Source organism: Streptomyces sp. NPDC001002 (genome assembly GCF_053599215.1).
Genome location: NZ_JBSFLV010000035.1, coordinates 66,464 through 81,604 on the forward strand (window position 1 = coordinate 66,464; position 15,141 = coordinate 81,604).

The following is a 15,141-nucleotide window of genomic DNA, read 5'->3' on the forward strand; positions in this document are numbered from 1 at the left end:
CGGTGTGCGGGCGGCCCGGCCGCCCGCATTCCGAGACCCCCGGACTTCGATGACGCCCGCCGTCATACGGTGGGACGCAACACCTGCACTCAAGGAGAGAACCCAAAGTGGCCGAGCTGTTCTACGACGCCGACGCCGACCTGTCCATCATCCAGGGCCGCAAGGTCGCGGTCATCGGATACGGCAGCCAGGGCCACGCCCACGCGCTGTCGCTGCGCGACTCGGGTGTCGACGTCCGAGTCGGCCTGCACGAGGGCTCCAAGTCCAAGGCCAAGGCCGAGGAGCAGGGTCTGACCGTGCTCAACCCGACCGAGGCCTCCGCCTGGGCCGACGTCATCATGATCCTCGTCCCGGACCCGATCCAGGCCCAGGTCTACGAGGAGCACATCGCCCCGAACCTGAACGACGGCGACGCGCTGTTCTTCGGCCACGGCCTGAACATCCGCTTCGACTTCATCAAGCCCCCGGCCGGCGTCGACGTCTGCATGGTCGCGCCCAAGGGCCCGGGCCACCTCGTGCGCCGCCAGTACGAGGAAGGCCGCGGCGTTCCGTGTATCGCGGCCGTCGAGCAGGACGCGACCGGCAACGGCTTCGCGCTCGCGCTGTCGTACGCCAAGGGCATCGGCGGCACCCGCGCCGGCGTCATCAAGACGACCTTCACCGAGGAGACCGAGACCGACCTGTTCGGTGAGCAGGCGGTTCTCTGCGGTGGTACGGCCGCGCTGGTCAAGGCCGGTTTCGAGACGCTGACCGAGGCCGGTTACCAGCCCGAGATCGCGTACTTCGAGTGCCTGCACGAGCTGAAGCTGATCGTCGACCTCATGTACGAGGGCGGCCTGGAGAAGATGCGCTGGTCGATCTCCGAGACCGCCGAGTGGGGCGACTACGTCACCGGCCCGCGGATCATCACGGACGAGACCAAGGCGACGATGAAGCAGGTCCTCGCGGAGATCCAGGACGGGTCGTTCGCCCGTGAGTGGATGGCCGAGTACCACGGTGGCCTGAAGAAGTACAACGAGTACAAGCAGAAGGACGCGGAGTCCCTCCTGGAGACCACGGGTAAGCAGCTCCGCAAGCTGATGAGCTGGGTCGACGAAGAGGCGTAAGTCTTGGAGCCGAGGGGCTGGAGCGAGCGCTCCGGCCCCTTTGTCCAACCCGTCCGATCACGGACGGGTGATCCTTCCGCAGAGGCGCAAGACGCCGTTCGCCGCGCCACTACACTGCCGTACTACATACGCGTCAGGCCCACAGCGTCGTGCGTCTCCAACGCGGCCAGTACCTCCACCGCCTGCGGCCGTCGGGACGGCCGTCCGCACGCAATGGACTTGTGAGGACTCACGTGAGCTCGAAACCTGTCGTACTCATCGCTGAAGAGCTGTCGCCGGCGACCGTGGACGCGCTCGGCCCGGACTTCGAGATCCGGCACTGCAACGGAGCGGATCGAGCCGAACTGCTCCCGGCCATCGCCGACGTCGACGCCATTCTCATCCGCTCCGCCACCAAGGTGGACGCCGAGGCGGTCGCCGCGGCGCACAAGCTGAAGGTCGTCGCACGAGCCGGCGTCGGCCTCGACAACGTCGACGTCTCCGCCGCCACCAAGGCCGGCGTGATGGTCGTCAACGCCCCGACCTCCAACATCGTGACCGCCGCCGAACTCGCCTGCGGTCTCATCCTCGCCACGGCCCGCCACATCCCGCAGGCCAACTCCGCGCTGAAGAACGGCGAGTGGAAGCGCAGCAAGTACACGGGCGTCGAACTCGCCGAGAAGACCCTCGGTGTCGTCGGCCTCGGCCGCATCGGTGCGCTCGTCGCGCAGCGCATGTCCGGCTTCGGCATGAAGGTCGTCGCCTACGACCCCTACGTGCAGCCCGCGCGGGCCGCGCAGATGGGCGTCAAGGTGCTGACCCTGGACGAGTTGCTGGAGGTCTCCGACTTCATCACCGTCCACCTGCCCAAGACCCCGGAGACCGTCGGCCTGATCGGCGACGAGGCCCTGCGCAAGGTCAAGCCGAGCGTGCGCATCGTCAACGCCGCGCGCGGCGGGATCGTCGACGAGGAAGCGCTGTACTCGGCGCTCAAGGAGGGCCGCGTCGCCGGCGCCGGCCTCGACGTGTACGCGAAGGAGCCCTGCACGGACTCCCCGCTCTTCGAGTTCGACCAGGTCGTCGCCACCCCGCACCTCGGCGCCTCCACGGACGAGGCGCAGGAGAAGGCCGGTATCGCAGTGGCCCGTTCCGTACGGCTCGCCCTCGCCGGTGAGTTGGTCCCGGACGCGGTCAACGTGCAGGGCGGTGTCATCGCCGAGGACGTCAAGCCCGGCCTGCCGCTCGCCGAGCGCCTCGGCCGCATCTTCACCGCGCTCGCCGGCGAGGTCGCGGTCCGCCTCGACGTCGAGGTCTACGGCGAGATCACCCAGCACGACGTCAAGGTGCTCGAACTCTCCGCGCTCAAGGGCGTGTTCGAGGACGTCGTCGACGAGACGGTGTCGTACGTCAACGCCCCGCTGTTCGCGCAGGAGCGCGGCGTCGAGGTGCGGCTGACGACCAGCTCGGAGTCGAGCGACCACCGCAACGTGGTCGTCGTGCGCGGCACCCTCGGCAGCGGCGAGGAGGTCTCCGTCTCCGGCACGCTGGCCGGCCCGAAGAACCTCCAGAAGATCGTGGCCGTCGGCGAGTACGACGTCGACCTCGCGCTCGCCGACCACATGGTCGTCCTGCGGTACGAGGACCGTCCCGGCGTCGTCGGCACGGTGGGCCGCATCTTCGGCGAGTCCGGCATCAACATCGCCGGCATGCAGGTGTCGCGGTCCGTCGCGGGCGGCGAGGCGTTGGCCATCCTGACGGTCGACGACACCGTTCCCGCCGGGGTGTTGGGCGAGGTCGAGGTCGAGATCGGCGCGACGTTCGCCCGCTCGGTGAACCTGGTCTGAGGTGGCCGTCGGTCTGGGGGCTGCCGCCCCCAGGCCCCCGCTTCGGCCCTGAACGGGCCTCGTCCTCAAACGCCGGACGGGCTGACCTTGGTCAGCCCGTCCGGCGTTCTGCGTGCCCCTCAGTTGTCATCCACGCGAATCCTTCGCAGCGCCCCCGCCGCCAACACCCCCGCCCCCGCCAGCAGTACCGCCCCCGCGATCGACGCCCCCTGCATCCCGTTGGTGAACGCCTCGCGGGCCGCCGAGGCCAGGGCATCTCCCGTGTGCCCCGGCAGTCGGCCGGCGATGGCCAGTGCGCCGCCCAGCGTCTCGTGGGCCGCCGACGGGGCCGAACTCGGAATGTCGTGGCGGTAGATGGCCGTACCGATGGAGCCGAGGACCGCCATGCCGAGCGCGCCGCCGAACTCCGCGCCCGTCTCCATCAGTGAGGACGCCGAGCCCGCCCGCTCCACCGGCGCGCTGCTCATCGCGAGGTCGGTGATCTGGGAGATGACCATGACGATGCCGGAGGCGAGGACGCCGCAGGCGATCAGGACGAGCCAGAGAGAGTCGGTGCCGGCGAGCGACAGGAGGGCGTAGCCGGCCGCGCCGATCGAGAAGCCCGCGGTGACGACGTAGGCGCGGTTGACGCCTTTCTGGACGAGGCTCGTCGCCAGGGGGGCCGCCATGCCGATCGGCACCGAGGGGAGCAGTGCCCACAGGGCCGCCTCCATCGCGCTCTTGTCGAGCACCGACTGCAGGTACTGCGTGGTGAAGTACGCCGAGCCCATCATGGCGAACGAGGCGATGAGGTTGAGGACGACCGAGGGCGCGAAGCCGCGACCGCGGAACAGGACCCGGTCGATCATCGGCGAGGCCGCGGTGCGCTGGCGGTGGACGAAGAGGGCCGCGAAGAGCAGGCCGACGGCGATCGAGGCGACGTACTGGATGTGCCAACCCTCGGACGGGATCTCCTTGAGGCCGTAGATGACGGGGAGCACGGCGGCCATCGAGAGGGGGACGCTCGGCCAGTCGAAGCGGCCGGGGTTGGGGTCCTTGGACTCGGGGAGCAGGAACGGGCCGATGACCAGCAGCAGCGCCATGGCCGGCAGGTTGATCAGGAAGACCGAGCCCCACCAGAAGTACTGGACGAGTACGCCGCTGAGCACCGAGCCGAGCGCGATCCCTGCGGTCATCACGCCGGACCACAGGCCGATCGCCTTCGCGCGCTGGCCGGAGTCCGTGAACATCGTGCGGATCAGCGCCATGGTCGACGGCATCAGGGTCGCGCCGCCGAGGCCGAGGACCGCGCGGGCCGCGATGAGGGTCTCGGCGCTGTTCGCGTAGGCCGCGATCAGGGAGGCGGTGCCGAAGGCGGCGGCGCCGATCAGCAGGAGCCTGCGGCGGCCTATGCGGTCGCCGATCGAGCCCATCGTCATCAGCAGGCCGGCCAGGACGAACGCGTAGATGTCGAAGATCCACAGCTGCTGGGTGCCGCTGGGTTCGAGGTCGGCGCTGATCGACGGGATGGCGAAGTAGAGGACCGAGACGTCCATCGAGACCAGCAGCAGCGGGAGCATCAGCACGCCCAGCGCGGTCCATTCACGGCGGCCTGCACGTACGGGAGTTGCGGGAGTCGTTGTCATGCCAGGAACTGTACGGGCGTCTTAAACGCTTGTCTAGAACGATTGTGTAATTCGCGTGTCTGGGACGGTTGTATGGATCCGGGGTAGGGTGGCGGACATGGGACACCGTGAGGATCTGCTCGAAGGCGCCAAGCGCTGCCTGTTGGAGAAGGGGTTCGCGCGGACGACGGCGCGCGACATCGTGAAGGAGTCGGGGACCAACCTGGCGTCCATCGGCTACCACTACGGCTCGAAGGACGCGCTGCTCGCGCAGGCCTACCTCGCGCTGGTGGAGCGGACGGCCGACGGCTTCGAAGGGGCCGACGGAGGGGAGGCGGTCGGCGAGCCCGGTTCGCTGGAGCGGTTCCGTGCGGTGTTCTCGAACATCGTCTCCACCATGAGCGAGCCCGGTTCGATGTGGCGGCTCGGCATGGAGGTCATGACCATGGGCGACAAGATGCCCGAGGTGCGCGACCAGTTGACCCGGGCCCAGCGCGAGGGCGGGCGGGGCATGGTCGCGCTGATGACGAGCGTGCCCGAGGAGGAGGTCTCCGACGAGACCGCGGACTCCCTCGGCGGCTTCTACATGACGCTGATCACGGGCCTCATCGCGCAATGGACCTTCGACCCGAAGACCGCCCCGGACGCCGAACGGCTCACCGAGGGTCTGCGTCAAGTACTGGAGGGCGTACGGCGGTAGCGGTGCCGTCGGCGGTGGGGGCGCCGGTGATCCGGCGGTCGCGCAGCGCCGGGGCCAGCGCGCCCAGCATCAGCAGGGCCGTCACGGCGAACGCCCACGGGTACCCGGTGACGCCCGCGAGGACACCGAAGCCCGCCGCGCCTACGCCCATGCCGCCGTCGTAGGCGAGGTTCCACAGTGCGCTGACCGTGCCGTAGGAGGAGGCGGAGACGCGGGCGTACATCAGGGTCAGGGTGGCGTTCTGGGCGAGGCCGAAGCCGGCTCCGAAGACGGCGGCGCCCGCGACGACGGCGATCGCGCTGCCGGTCGCGGCGGTGATCAGCAGGCCGGCCGCGGACAGGAGCAGGCCGGGCAGGACGAGCCGGGCGCTGCCGTGCCGGTCGCCGTAGCGGCCCGAGATCCAGCGGAACAGGGTCGAGGACGCGGGCTGCACGAACAGGGCCACCGCGACCACCCCGGCGGACGCCGACGGGACGGCCAGCGGCAGGAAGGTGACCAGGATTCCGGCGGCCGTCGCGGTGGCCGCGAAGACGATGACGGGCCGGAGCAGGGCGCCCGTGCGCAGTCCCTTGAACACCCCTACCGATTCCTCCGACTTCGGCTGCCGGTCCGGCAGTCCGAGTACGGAGACGATCGCCGCGAGTGAGGCGGCGCCGCCGATAACGGCGACCGTCGTGTACCCGGCGTGCGTGACCAGCCACAGGCCCAGCGGCAGCGCGATCAGCGACGGCACGCCGGATACCACACCCACCAACGCCAGCCCCTCGCCCCGGCGTTCGGCCGGGATCAGCGTGGCGGTCAGGGCGCCGCCCGCGACGATCGTGAGCGCGAAACCGAGTCCGCGGACGAGGCACACGGCCACGATCCAGGCCACGTTTCCGGAGACGGTCAGCACCAGGGCGGGGGCGCCGAGCAGGAAGAGGCCGGCCATCAGGGTCACGCGGTAGCCGAAGCGCGCGACGAGCCTCGGGGTGATCAGTTCGCCGAGAACCGTGGCCGCCATCAGGGAGCCCGTGGCCAGGCCCGCCGCACCTCCGCCGCCCGCCTCGGCCGCGTAGGCGGGCACCACCGACAGCAGCAGGAAGAAGCTGAGACTCGCGCCGATCATGCTGACGAAGCGGAGGAGGAGGGGGCGGCTGAGCAGGGGCGGGCGGACGGGCGCCGGGGCCGGGGCGTCCATCGAGGCCGGGGGCGGGGTGTTCGGCGAGGTCGTCATGCCAATGACGTTAGAGACGGACCGGATCGCCGGTAAGCTCCAATTCCATGCCACTGCAGTGGGCCGGTTTGTCGCCCGAGTTGCTCCTGTCCGTCGACCGGGACGGCGGGGAGCGGTTGTGCGCGCAGGTGGAGCGGCAGTTGCGGGACGCCATCCGCTCGGGCCGGCTGCAGGCCGGCGAACGTCTCCCGTCCTCCCGTGAACTCGCCCGCGAACTGGGCCTGTCCCGCGGCCTCGTGCAGGACTGCTACGCCCAACTCCAGGCCGAGGGCTACCTGGTGACCCGGGTCGGCTCGGCCACCCGCGTGGCGGCCTGCGCGCAGGTGAAGCAGACCCCCGAGGCGCCGAGCCGTAATCCGTCCCCCCACCCCCGCGTCGACTTCCGCCACGGCGTCCCCGACCTCGGCTCCTTCCCGGTCGCGGACTGGCTGTGGGCGACCAGGGAAGCGGCCCGCGCCATGCCGGTCGCGGACCTCGACTACGGGGATCCGCGCGGGAGTTCGGCCCTGCGCGAGATCGTGGCCGGCTATCTGCGCCGGGTGCGCGGAGCCGCCGCCGACCCCGCGCACACCCTCGTCTGCTCCGGCTACGCCCAGGGCCTCGCCCTGACCCTGCGCGTCCTGGCCCGGGCCGGCGTACGGGCCGTGGCGTACGAGGACCCGGGCGGCCCGGCCACGGCGAGGGCGGCGGCGGACGCGGCGGGCCTGGTGGCGGTCCCCGTGCCGGTCGACGAAGCGGGCCTCGATGTAAGGGAGTTGGACGCCACCGGAGCCCGCGCGGTGATCGTGACCCCGGCTCACCAATGGCCGACGGGGGTAGTGCTCGCGCCGGAGCGCAGGCACGAGTTGGTCGAGTGGGCGGCACGCAGGGACGCGTACGTCATCGAGGACGACTACGACGCGGAGTTCCGCTACGACCGCGAACCCGTCGGCGCCATCCAGGGGTTGGCGGCCGACCGGGTGATCTCCATCGGCACGGTGAGCAAGTCCCTGGCCCCCGCCCTGCGCATCGGCTGGCTGCTGTCCCCACCCGCGCTCACCGAACCGCTCACCGACCTCAAGAACATCGCCGACCGCGGCTCACCCACCCTCGACCAGCTCGCCCTCGCCCGTCTGATCGAGTCCGGCCGCTACGACCGCCACCTGCGCCGCATGCGCACCCTGTACGCGCCCCGCCGCACCGCCCTGGTCGACGCCCTCGCCCAACACGCCCCGGCCGTACGCCTGTCGGGCCTCGCGGCAGGCTTCCACGCGGTGGCCCACCTCGCGCCGGACACGGAGGAGGAGACGGTCGTGACCCGGGCCCGCGCGCGAGGAGTCGGCCTGTACGGCATGAGCGCGTGCCGGACCTCGGGGGCGACGGATCCGCCCCAACTCGTCCTGGGCTTCGGGAATGTGACGGACCGTGGGATCGAGGAGGGCGTCACCGCGGTGGCGGATCTGCTTCAGCCGACGAGGAGTTGACGGACGGCGTCAGTGGGCAAGCAGTTGACGGACTGCGGTCGCGGCATCCGGTGCGACCCGCGTAGGCCCGTACCCCGCTTCCGTCCACGACCGTCCGCCCGACACCCAGACGCTGGGCACGCCCACACCCGATGCCCCGAGAACGTCGGCGTGCGCGGAGTCGCCGATCATCCAGGCGCCGTTCAGGGACGCCCCGACGATGTCCGCCGCCGCGTGGAAGATCTCCGGTGCGGGCTTCTTCCGGCCGACCGCCTCGGAGATCACCCAGCTGTGCACGAGCCGGTCGAGTCCGGTGCGGCGGATCTTCGTCTCCTGCTGGGCGACCCGGCCGTTGCTGACGATCACGCAGGTCCAGCCCGCGGAAACGGCCTCGCGGAGCGCGTCACGGGTGGCGTCGGACAGGGTCACGCGCTCGGCGGCACCCCCGTCGAGCAGCGCAAGGACGGCTGCCGCGAGGCCTTCGGTGCCGTATTCGCCGTAGCCGCCGTTTCCGTCGTATCGCTCGATCATGGCCCGGGCGACCTCATCGCGAGGCGCGTACCCGCTCGCGTCCAGGGTCGTCAGCCAGGCGAGGTCGGCGGTGGGCAGCGCGTGCTCGGTGAGGAAAGCCTCGGCCGCCGAGCGGAACGCGGCGTCGCGGTCGACGAGCGTGTTGTCGAGGTCGATCATCAGCAAGGGCACGGCTACAGCCTCGCCCCCTTCAACCCCATGTGCAGCAACAGCCGGTCCTCCCCGTCGTCCAGGTCCAGCCCTGTGAGCTGCTCCACCCGGGACAACCGGTAGTAGAGGGTCTGGCGGTGGATACCCAGTTCCGCTGCGGTGCGGCCCGCCTGGCCCGCGCAGTCGAGGTAGATCTCCGCCGTGCGGGCCAGTTCGCGGTGGGCGGGGGAGAGGAGGTCGCGTACAGCGGGGTCGTGGGCCGCCTCGGCGGGCAGGGCGGTCAGCAGGCGGTACGGGCCGATGGACGACCACTCGGCGATCGGGCCGAGGCGGGGTTCCGCGAGGGCCGCTCGGGCGGCGGCCGACGCCTGTCGCCAGGCCGCGCCCAGTTCGACGAGCCCGGCGCGGAGGGGTGCGACTCCGGCGGCGGCGCCCGGTGCTGCCCCCGGCCCCCCGGTGGACGCCGTTGCGGCCCCTGCCTGCCCTGCCGCCCCCGCCTGTCCCACCTGCCGTGCCTGCCCCGCCTGTTCCAGCAAGCGGCCCGCCGCCGACGTCGCCGGAGTCAGCAGGTCGGCCGTCCGCAGGCGGACGAGGAGGGCCAGGGACGTGGCCGTCGCTCCCCACGGCATCGTGCAGAGGGCCGTCGCCCCCGGCACCGTACGGACCGAGGGGGCGTCGTTCGGGTCGGCGTAGGGCCACGGGGTCACGCAGACCACCGCGTAGCGGGACTCGGCGCGTGCCCCCAGCCCCGTACGCAGCTCCGCCACCGCCATGTCCAGCTGCCAGCCGCGCTCCGCCGTCAGTACCGCGCGCAGCTCCCGGGTCAGGTCCGCCCCGTGCTGCGCCTCGTCGGCCAGCAGGTCGCCGATCCGGACGGTCACCCGCATGGCCGCCGTCAGCTGGTCCTCGGTGGGTCCTGGTTCGTCCTCCAGGAGCCAGACATAGCCGAGGACGACACCGCGGTGGCGGACGGGGAGGCAGATCCGCCCGCGATAGACCCCCGCCTCGGGGGTGCGCGGGATGCGGACCGGCCCGGTGGCGCGGGTGATGCCGAAGCCCTCGAACCACGTGCGGACCGTGGCCGTGGAGCGCCGGGTCAGGATCGAACGGGTGCGCACGGGGTCCAGCGCGGACGCGTCGAGGTCGCCCTCACTGTCGTACGTACCGAAGGCGATCAGCTCGAAGTCGCGGTTCTCCAGGGTCGCCGGGGCGCCGAGGAGCTCCGAGATCTCGTCGACCAGCTCCTGGTAGTCACCGGTGGAATCGGATGTCACCCGGGCATTCTCCCGCATTCTCGCCGTGCCTTCATACATCTGTCTGAGATCTGCGGCACGGATGCGTGACAGCTGTCGATGGTCGACGATCGGAGGGAACCCTAGGTTTCACGGTGGTCCTGTCTGCTGGTTCTGTGGAGGTGCCCCGTGCTGGGTCCCGTGATTCTCGCCGCCTCGCGCAGCGATCGGATGCGACGCCTGATCTCGGCGGCGCCGGTGACCAAGCAGGTCGTCGACCGCTTCATCCCCGGTGAGACCGTCGACGAGATCGTGCCGATCATCAAGGACCTCACCGACAAGGGTCTTGAGCTGACGATGGACGTCGTCGGCGAGGACATCACCACCCCCGAGCAGGCCGCCGCCGCCCGCGACGCCTATCTGACGCTCGTCGACCGGCTCAAGGAGCTGGAGCTGGGCACGCGGGCCGAGATGTCCATCAAGCTGTCGATGTTCGGACAGGCGCTGCCCGGCGGTCATGAACTCGCCCTCGCCAACGTCCGGCCCGTCGTCGAGGCCGCCGCCGCCATCGGTACGACCGTCACGCTCGACGCCGAGGACCACACCACCCTCGATTCGATGTTCGCGATCCACGAGGAGCTGCGGAAGGACTTCCCGCAGACCGGCTGCGTCATCCAGGCCTACCTCTTCCGCACCGAGACCGACGCCCGCCGCCTCGCCGAGGCCGGCAGCCGGGTGCGGGTGGTGAAGGGCGCCTACAAGGAGCCCGCCGAGGTCGCCTACCAGCAGAAACACGAGATCGACAAGGCGTATGTCCGGATTCTGCGGATCCTGATGGAGGGTTCCGGCTACCCGATGATCGGGTCCCACGACCCGCGCCTCATCTCCATCGCCCAGGAACTCGCCCGGCGCGCCGGCCGCAAGCTCGACGAGTACGAGTTCCAGATGCTGTACGGAATCAGGAGCGACGAGCACCTGCGCCTCGCCGCCGAGGGCCACCGCATGCGCGTCTACACCGCCTATGGCACGGACTGGTACGGGTACTTCATGCGCCGCCTCGCCGAGAAGCCCGCCAACCTCCTCTTCTTCGCCCGCTCGACCCTCACCAAGGGCTGACCGAGGCCGATCGAGGCCGACCGAGGCCGACCAGGGATTGACCCCAACACCCGCTCACGTACAAGGAGTTACGGATCTCATGGACGCTGTGACCCAGGTCCCCACCCCCGTCAACGAGCCGGTGCACGGCTACGCCCCCGGTTCGCCCGAGCGGGCCCGGCTTGAGGCCAAGCTCAAGGAGCTGGCCGAGAACCCGATCGACCTGCCGATGACCATCGGTGGCGAGCGGCGGATGGGCGGCGGCGAGCGCGTCGACGTCGTCCAGCCGCACAACCACAAGGCACGGCTCGGCACTTACGCCAACGCCACCCAGGCCGACGCCCAGGACGCGATCGACGCGGCCCTCGCCGCCGCGCCCGCCTGGCGCGCGATGGCCTTCGACGACCGCGCCGCGATCATCCTGCGCGCCGCCGAACTGCTCTCCGGCCCCTGGCGCGAGACCCTCGCCGCCTCCACCATGCTCGGTCAGTCCAAGACCGCCCAGCAGGCCGAGATCGACTGTCCCTGCGAGCTCGTCGACTTCTGGCGCTTCAACGTCAAGTACGCCCGCGACCTGCTCGCCGAGCAGCCCCCGGCGAACTCCCCGGGCGTCTGGAACCGGCTCGACCACCGCCCGCTCGAAGGCTTCGTCTACGCGATCACGCCCTTCAACTTCACGGCGATCGCGGGCAACCTGCCGACCGCGCCCGCCCTCATGGGCAATGTCGTGGTCTGGAAGCCCTCCCCGACGCAGACCCACGCGGCCGTGCTGCTCCTCCAGTTGCTGGAGGAGGCGGGGCTGCCCAAGGGCGTCATCAACCTCGTCACCGGCGACGGCATCGAGGTGTCGAAGGTGGCGCTTGAGCACCGCGACCTCGCCGCCATCCACTTCACCGGGTCCACCAAGACCTTCCAGTACCTGTGGAAGACGGTCGGCACCAACATCGAGAAGTACCGCTCCTACCCGCGCCTGGTCGGCGAGACCGGCGGCAAGGACTTCCTCGTCGCCCACCCGAGCGCGGACCGGGCGGTCCTGAAGACGGCGCTGACCCGTGGCGCCTTCGAGTACCAGGGTCAGAAGTGCAGCGCCACCTCGCGCGCGTACATCCCGGCCTCCATCTGGAACTCCGGCTTCAAGGAGGAGTTCGCGGCCGAGGTCGACTACCTGACCATGGGTGATGTCACCGACCTCGCCAACTTCATCGGCGCGGTCATCGACGAGCGCGCGTTCGCCAAGAACAAGGCGGCCATCGACCGCGCGAAGGCGGACCCCAACTGCACGATCGTCGCGGGCGGTTCGTACGACGACTCGGTCGGTTACTTCGTCCGTCCGACCGTCGTCGAGTGCAGCGACCCCGACAACGAGGTCTTCCGCACCGAGTACTTCGGCCCGTTCCTCGCCGTGCACGTCTACGAGGACGAGAACTACGACGAGATGCTGACCCAGATGGAGTCGGTCTCCGATTACGCGCTGACGGGCTCGGTCATCTCCAACGACCGTGCGGCGGCGGCCTACACGATGGAGAAGCTGCGCTACGCGGCCGGCAACTTCTACATCAACGACAAGTCGACCGGCGCTGTCGTCGGCCAGCAGCCCTTCGGCGGCGGTCGCGCCTCCGGCACCAACGACAAGGCCGGCGCGCCGCAGAACCTGATGCGCTGGACCCTGACCCGCGCCATCAAGGAGACGCTGGTCGCGCCCACCGACTACGGGTACCCGCACATGGGCTGACCCCATCCCGCACGTGATCGGGCCGGGTCCTTCAGGACCCGGTCCGCACCAATGTCTTGCCCGTGTTGCCGCCCCGCAGCATCAGCAGGAATGCCTCCACGATCCGCTCGAAGCCGTCGACCACCGTCTCGTCGAGCGCGAGGGACCCGTCCAGCAGGCGCGGTACGGCGAACTCGTACAACTCCTCCTGCACATCGGTGTAGTCGCGCACCAGGAAGCCCTCGATGCGCAGGCTCTTCTCCACGACGTCGGCGTGGTTGAACAGCACGGCCGGTGCGTCCGGCGTGTTGTACTGGCCGACCGTGCCGATGCGTACGACCCGCCCGCGATCGCGCAACGCGCCCACCGCCGCGCCCAGATGGTCGCCACCGACGTTGTCGACGAAGAGATCGATGCCGTCCGGGGCCGCCTTGCTGAGGAGCTCGGCCACGGGACCCGAGTGGTAGTCGAAGGCCTCGTCGTAACCCACCTGTTCCGTCAGGTAGTTCACCTTCTCCGTCGAGCCCGCGCTGCCGATCAGGCGGCCCGCGCCCAGCAGTCGGGCGAAGCGGCCGGTCGCCGTGCCGACTCCGCCCGCCGCCGCGGAGACGAACACGTCGTCGCCCTCGCGGAGTCGCGCGATCCGGGTGAGGCCGACGTACGCCGTCAGGCCCGTGCCGCCGAGGACGCTCAAGTACGCGGAGAGGGGCACGCCTTCGTGTCGCGGGAGCCGTCTCACCTCGGCCGGTGACACCACCGAGTGGGTCCGCCAGCCCTTGCGGTGGAAGACGATCTCGCCCTCGGGCAGGGACGGTTCGCGCGAGGCGATGACGCGGCCCAGTGCGCGGCCCTCCAGCGGGGCGTTCAACTCGAAGTCCCCGTCCATCATTTCGCGGTGGTAGGGGTCGACCGACCAGTAGAGGTTCTCGACCACGGCCGTGCCGGGCGCGGGGGAGGGGACGGGCGACTCGGTGAAGCGGAAGTGGTTGGGAGTCGGGAAGCCGGTCGGGCGGGACGTCTGGTGCACGGTGAGGGCGGTCATGGGGGCGACCGTAGGGAGGAATGGCCGACGGGGGCAGGGGGTTGGGTTCATGGGACGGGCGGATCCATGAGCCGCTCGCATAGTGGCAGGTGGTGGCCCAGGTGGACGGTACGGTCGATCTCGCGCCGCAGGAGCTGAGGACGCTGGTCGCCGTGGCCGACGAGGGCGGCTTCTCGGCCGCCGCGATACCGCTCGGGAGCACCCAGTCCGCCGTCTCACACTCCGTGCGCGGGATCGAACGGAAGCTGGGCGTCGTGCTGTTCGAGCGCGGACGCTATGGGGCCCGGCCCACGCCCGCCGGTGCCCGGGCCGTCGCGCACGCGCGGCGCGTGCTGCGGCTGCTGGAGGTGATGGTCGCCGAGACCAGGGGGACGCGGACAGGGCCGGGTACAGGACTTGGGGCGGGCGTCGTCGGCGGGCCGCTCCGCATCGCCGCCTTCCGGAGCGCGGCCCTGCATCTGCTGCCGCCCGTGCTGGAACGGCTCACCGCCGCGCACCCGGCGATCGAGCCGACCGTGCGGGTGGTCCGCGAGATCGGTCCTGGCACCGCCGGTGAGGTGGCCCAGGGCCGTGCCGACCTCGGCATCGCGACCATCGGCACCGGCTCGCCGATCCCGCCGGAGCTGGTGGGTGACGTACTCCTGGAAGAGCCCTACGCGCTCGTGCACCCGGCCGGTCATCCGGCGCCGCGCTCGCTGCCGTTGGTCGACTGGGCCGAGAACTGCTCGTCCTACACGCGCGCGTGGTGGGCCGCGCAGGACTGGATCCCGGCGGCGAGCGTGCGCGCGGAGGACGACGGGGCGGTGCTGTCGATGGTGGGCAGCGGGTTCGGGATGGCGATCATGCCCAGGCTGTCGCTCACCGGAGCGCCGCCCTCGGTCGAGATCACCGATCTCGGGGCGGAGCGGCCGACCCGGACGGTCGGCTATGTGACCACTCCCGAACTCGCGACCACGGCCGCCGTGTGGGCCCTCGTGCGCGAACTGCGGGCCGGGAAGAAATAGCAGGTCAGCGACGTGTCACCCAATCCGCCGTCTCAGATAGTAGGAAGTCCGACTAATTGTGGAGACAGACCGGCCCTCCTCACTTAACTTTGTAGGAGCCGAACGTCTCGCTCGATCAAGCGAATGGCGGTCGTGAGCCGGACACCGTGCAGGCAACCCCTGTGGTCCATTGCTCCGTCGCCCCATCCGGCGTCTCGAATCCCCCCATTCCCGAACTCCGTTGATGTCGAAGGAGTCGATTTCTCATGGCCGAGACGACCGCACGCCGCCGAGTCCGTCACACGTCCCGCACGAGCGAGTCCGACCGCAAGAACGCCGCCGCCGCACTCCAGCGCGCCCTCGACCGCCGGGACAACGGCGGCGAGACGGGCCACTGAGCCGACGCAGATCTTCCGGGCGCTGCTCCTGAGCGCGCGCCCGCGAGCCGGGAGCCGTCGATGAAGCTGATCGGGCTCTTGGCGAGGCGTAACCCCGGGGTTCCGCCC

13 protein-coding genes are annotated in these 15,141 nt (G+C 70.6%); 8 read left to right on the top strand and 5 right to left on the bottom strand.

Features of this window, described 5'->3' with window-relative positions; all coding sequences use genetic code 11:
• Positions 1-107: 107 nt before the first annotated feature.
• On the top strand, positions 108-1,106 hold the full coding sequence (gene ilvC, locus ACWDR3_RS18185; RefSeq protein WP_123997555.1) for a ketol-acid reductoisomerase: 999 nt from the start codon (positions 108-110) through the stop codon (positions 1,104-1,106).
• A gap of 233 nt (positions 1,107-1,339) precedes the next feature.
• Positions 1,340-2,929: a phosphoglycerate dehydrogenase gene (gene serA / locus ACWDR3_RS18190; RefSeq protein WP_450353487.1), complete on the top strand. Its 1,590-nt coding sequence runs from the start codon at positions 1,340-1,342 to the stop codon at positions 2,927-2,929.
• Positions 2,930-3,048: 119 nt separating this feature from the next.
• Here serA and ACWDR3_RS18195 read toward each other — a convergent pair whose 3' ends face one another.
• The gene (locus ACWDR3_RS18195; protein ID WP_450353488.1) at positions 3,049-4,554 is read right to left on the bottom strand and encodes an MFS transporter; all 1,506 of its coding nucleotides are present in this window, start codon (positions 4,552-4,554) and stop codon (positions 3,049-3,051) included.
• 97 nt (positions 4,555-4,651) lie between these two features.
• On the opposite strand from ACWDR3_RS18195, the gene ACWDR3_RS18200 reads away from it, so the two are divergent.
• Positions 4,652-5,233, top strand: coding sequence for a TetR/AcrR family transcriptional regulator (locus ACWDR3_RS18200; protein ID WP_450353489.1), 582 nt, complete (start codon positions 4,652-4,654; stop codon positions 5,231-5,233).
• On the opposite strand, the gene ACWDR3_RS18205 is transcribed toward ACWDR3_RS18200, so the two are convergent.
• Positions 5,190-6,449 carry an MFS transporter gene (locus tag ACWDR3_RS18205; RefSeq protein ID WP_450353490.1) on the bottom strand — a complete coding sequence of 420 codons (1,260 nt, stop codon included), beginning with the start codon at positions 6,447-6,449 and terminating at the stop codon, positions 5,190-5,192. The two genes, ACWDR3_RS18200 and ACWDR3_RS18205, sit on opposite strands and share 44 nt — an antisense overlap.
• Positions 6,450-6,496: 47 nt before the next feature.
• On the opposite strand from ACWDR3_RS18205, the gene pdxR reads away from it, so the two are divergent.
• The gene (gene pdxR / locus ACWDR3_RS18210; RefSeq protein ID WP_450353491.1) at positions 6,497-7,912 is read left to right on the top strand and encodes a MocR-like pyridoxine biosynthesis transcription factor PdxR; all 1,416 of its coding nucleotides are present in this window, start codon (positions 6,497-6,499) and stop codon (positions 7,910-7,912) included.
• Between the two features lie 9 nt (positions 7,913-7,921).
• On the opposite strand, the gene ACWDR3_RS18215 is transcribed toward pdxR, so the two are convergent.
• A complete protein-coding gene (locus ACWDR3_RS18215; protein WP_450353492.1) occupies positions 7,922-8,593 on the bottom strand; it encodes an HAD family hydrolase in 672 nt (223 codons plus the stop codon).
• Between the two features lie 2 nt (positions 8,594-8,595).
• The gene (locus ACWDR3_RS18220) at positions 8,596-9,864 is read right to left on the bottom strand and encodes a PucR family transcriptional regulator (RefSeq protein ID WP_450353493.1); all 1,269 of its coding nucleotides are present in this window, start codon (positions 9,862-9,864) and stop codon (positions 8,596-8,598) included.
• A gap of 129 nt (positions 9,865-9,993) precedes the next feature.
• On the opposite strand from ACWDR3_RS18220, the gene ACWDR3_RS18225 reads away from it, so the two are divergent.
• Positions 9,994-10,920, top strand: coding sequence for a proline dehydrogenase family protein (locus tag ACWDR3_RS18225; protein WP_450353494.1), 927 nt, complete (start codon positions 9,994-9,996; stop codon positions 10,918-10,920).
• A gap of 79 nt (positions 10,921-10,999) precedes the next feature.
• Entirely contained in the window at positions 11,000-12,631 is a 1,632-nt protein-coding gene (gene pruA, locus ACWDR3_RS18230) for an L-glutamate gamma-semialdehyde dehydrogenase (protein ID WP_450353495.1), read from the top strand.
• Positions 12,632-12,662: 31 nt separating this feature from the next.
• Here the strand turns inward: pruA and ACWDR3_RS18235 are convergent, their stop codons facing one another.
• Positions 12,663-13,703 carry an NADP-dependent oxidoreductase gene (locus tag ACWDR3_RS18235; RefSeq protein ID WP_450353496.1) on the bottom strand — a complete coding sequence of 347 codons (1,041 nt, stop codon included), beginning with the start codon at positions 13,701-13,703 and terminating at the stop codon, positions 12,663-12,665.
• Between the two features lie 41 nt (positions 13,704-13,744).
• Here ACWDR3_RS18235 and ACWDR3_RS18240 point away from each other — a divergent pair, with 41 nt between their 5' ends.
• Both ACWDR3_RS18240 and ACWDR3_RS18245 read left to right on the top strand, forming a co-directional pair.
• Positions 13,745-14,656, top strand: a complete 912-nt coding sequence (locus ACWDR3_RS18240) for a LysR family transcriptional regulator (protein ID WP_450353497.1) — start codon at positions 13,745-13,747, stop codon at positions 14,654-14,656.
• Positions 14,657-14,901: 245 nt separating this feature from the next.
• A complete protein-coding gene (locus ACWDR3_RS18245; RefSeq protein WP_123997543.1) occupies positions 14,902-15,033 on the top strand; it encodes a hypothetical protein in 132 nt (43 codons plus the stop codon).
• The last annotated feature ends 108 nt before the right edge of the window (positions 15,034-15,141 follow it).

Bases quoted from the DNA above. Each gene is read 5' to 3' on its own strand.
- ACWDR3_RS18195 (WP_450353488.1), bottom strand. From the start codon at position 4,554: ATGACAACGACTCCCGCAACTCCCGTACGTGCAGGCCGCCGTGAATGG.
- ACWDR3_RS18200 (WP_450353489.1), top strand. From the start codon at position 4,652: ATGGGACACCGTGAGGATCTGCTCGAAGGCGCCAAGCGCTGCCTGTTG.
- ACWDR3_RS18205 (WP_450353490.1), bottom strand. From the start codon at position 6,449: ATGACGACCTCGCCGAACACCCCGCCCCCGGCCTCGATGGACGCCCCG.
- pdxR (WP_450353491.1), top strand. From the start codon at position 6,497: ATGCCACTGCAGTGGGCCGGTTTGTCGCCCGAGTTGCTCCTGTCCGTC.
- ACWDR3_RS18220 (WP_450353493.1), bottom strand. From the start codon at position 9,864: ATGCGGGAGAATGCCCGGGTGACATCCGATTCCACCGGTGACTACCAG.
- pruA (WP_450353495.1), top strand. From the start codon at position 11,000: ATGGACGCTGTGACCCAGGTCCCCACCCCCGTCAACGAGCCGGTGCAC.
- ACWDR3_RS18235 (WP_450353496.1), bottom strand. From the start codon at position 13,703: ATGAACCCAACCCCCTGCCCCCGTCGGCCATTCCTCCCTACGGTCGCC.
- ACWDR3_RS18245 (WP_123997543.1), top strand. From the start codon at position 14,902: ATGGCCGAGACGACCGCACGCCGCCGAGTCCGTCACACGTCCCGCACG.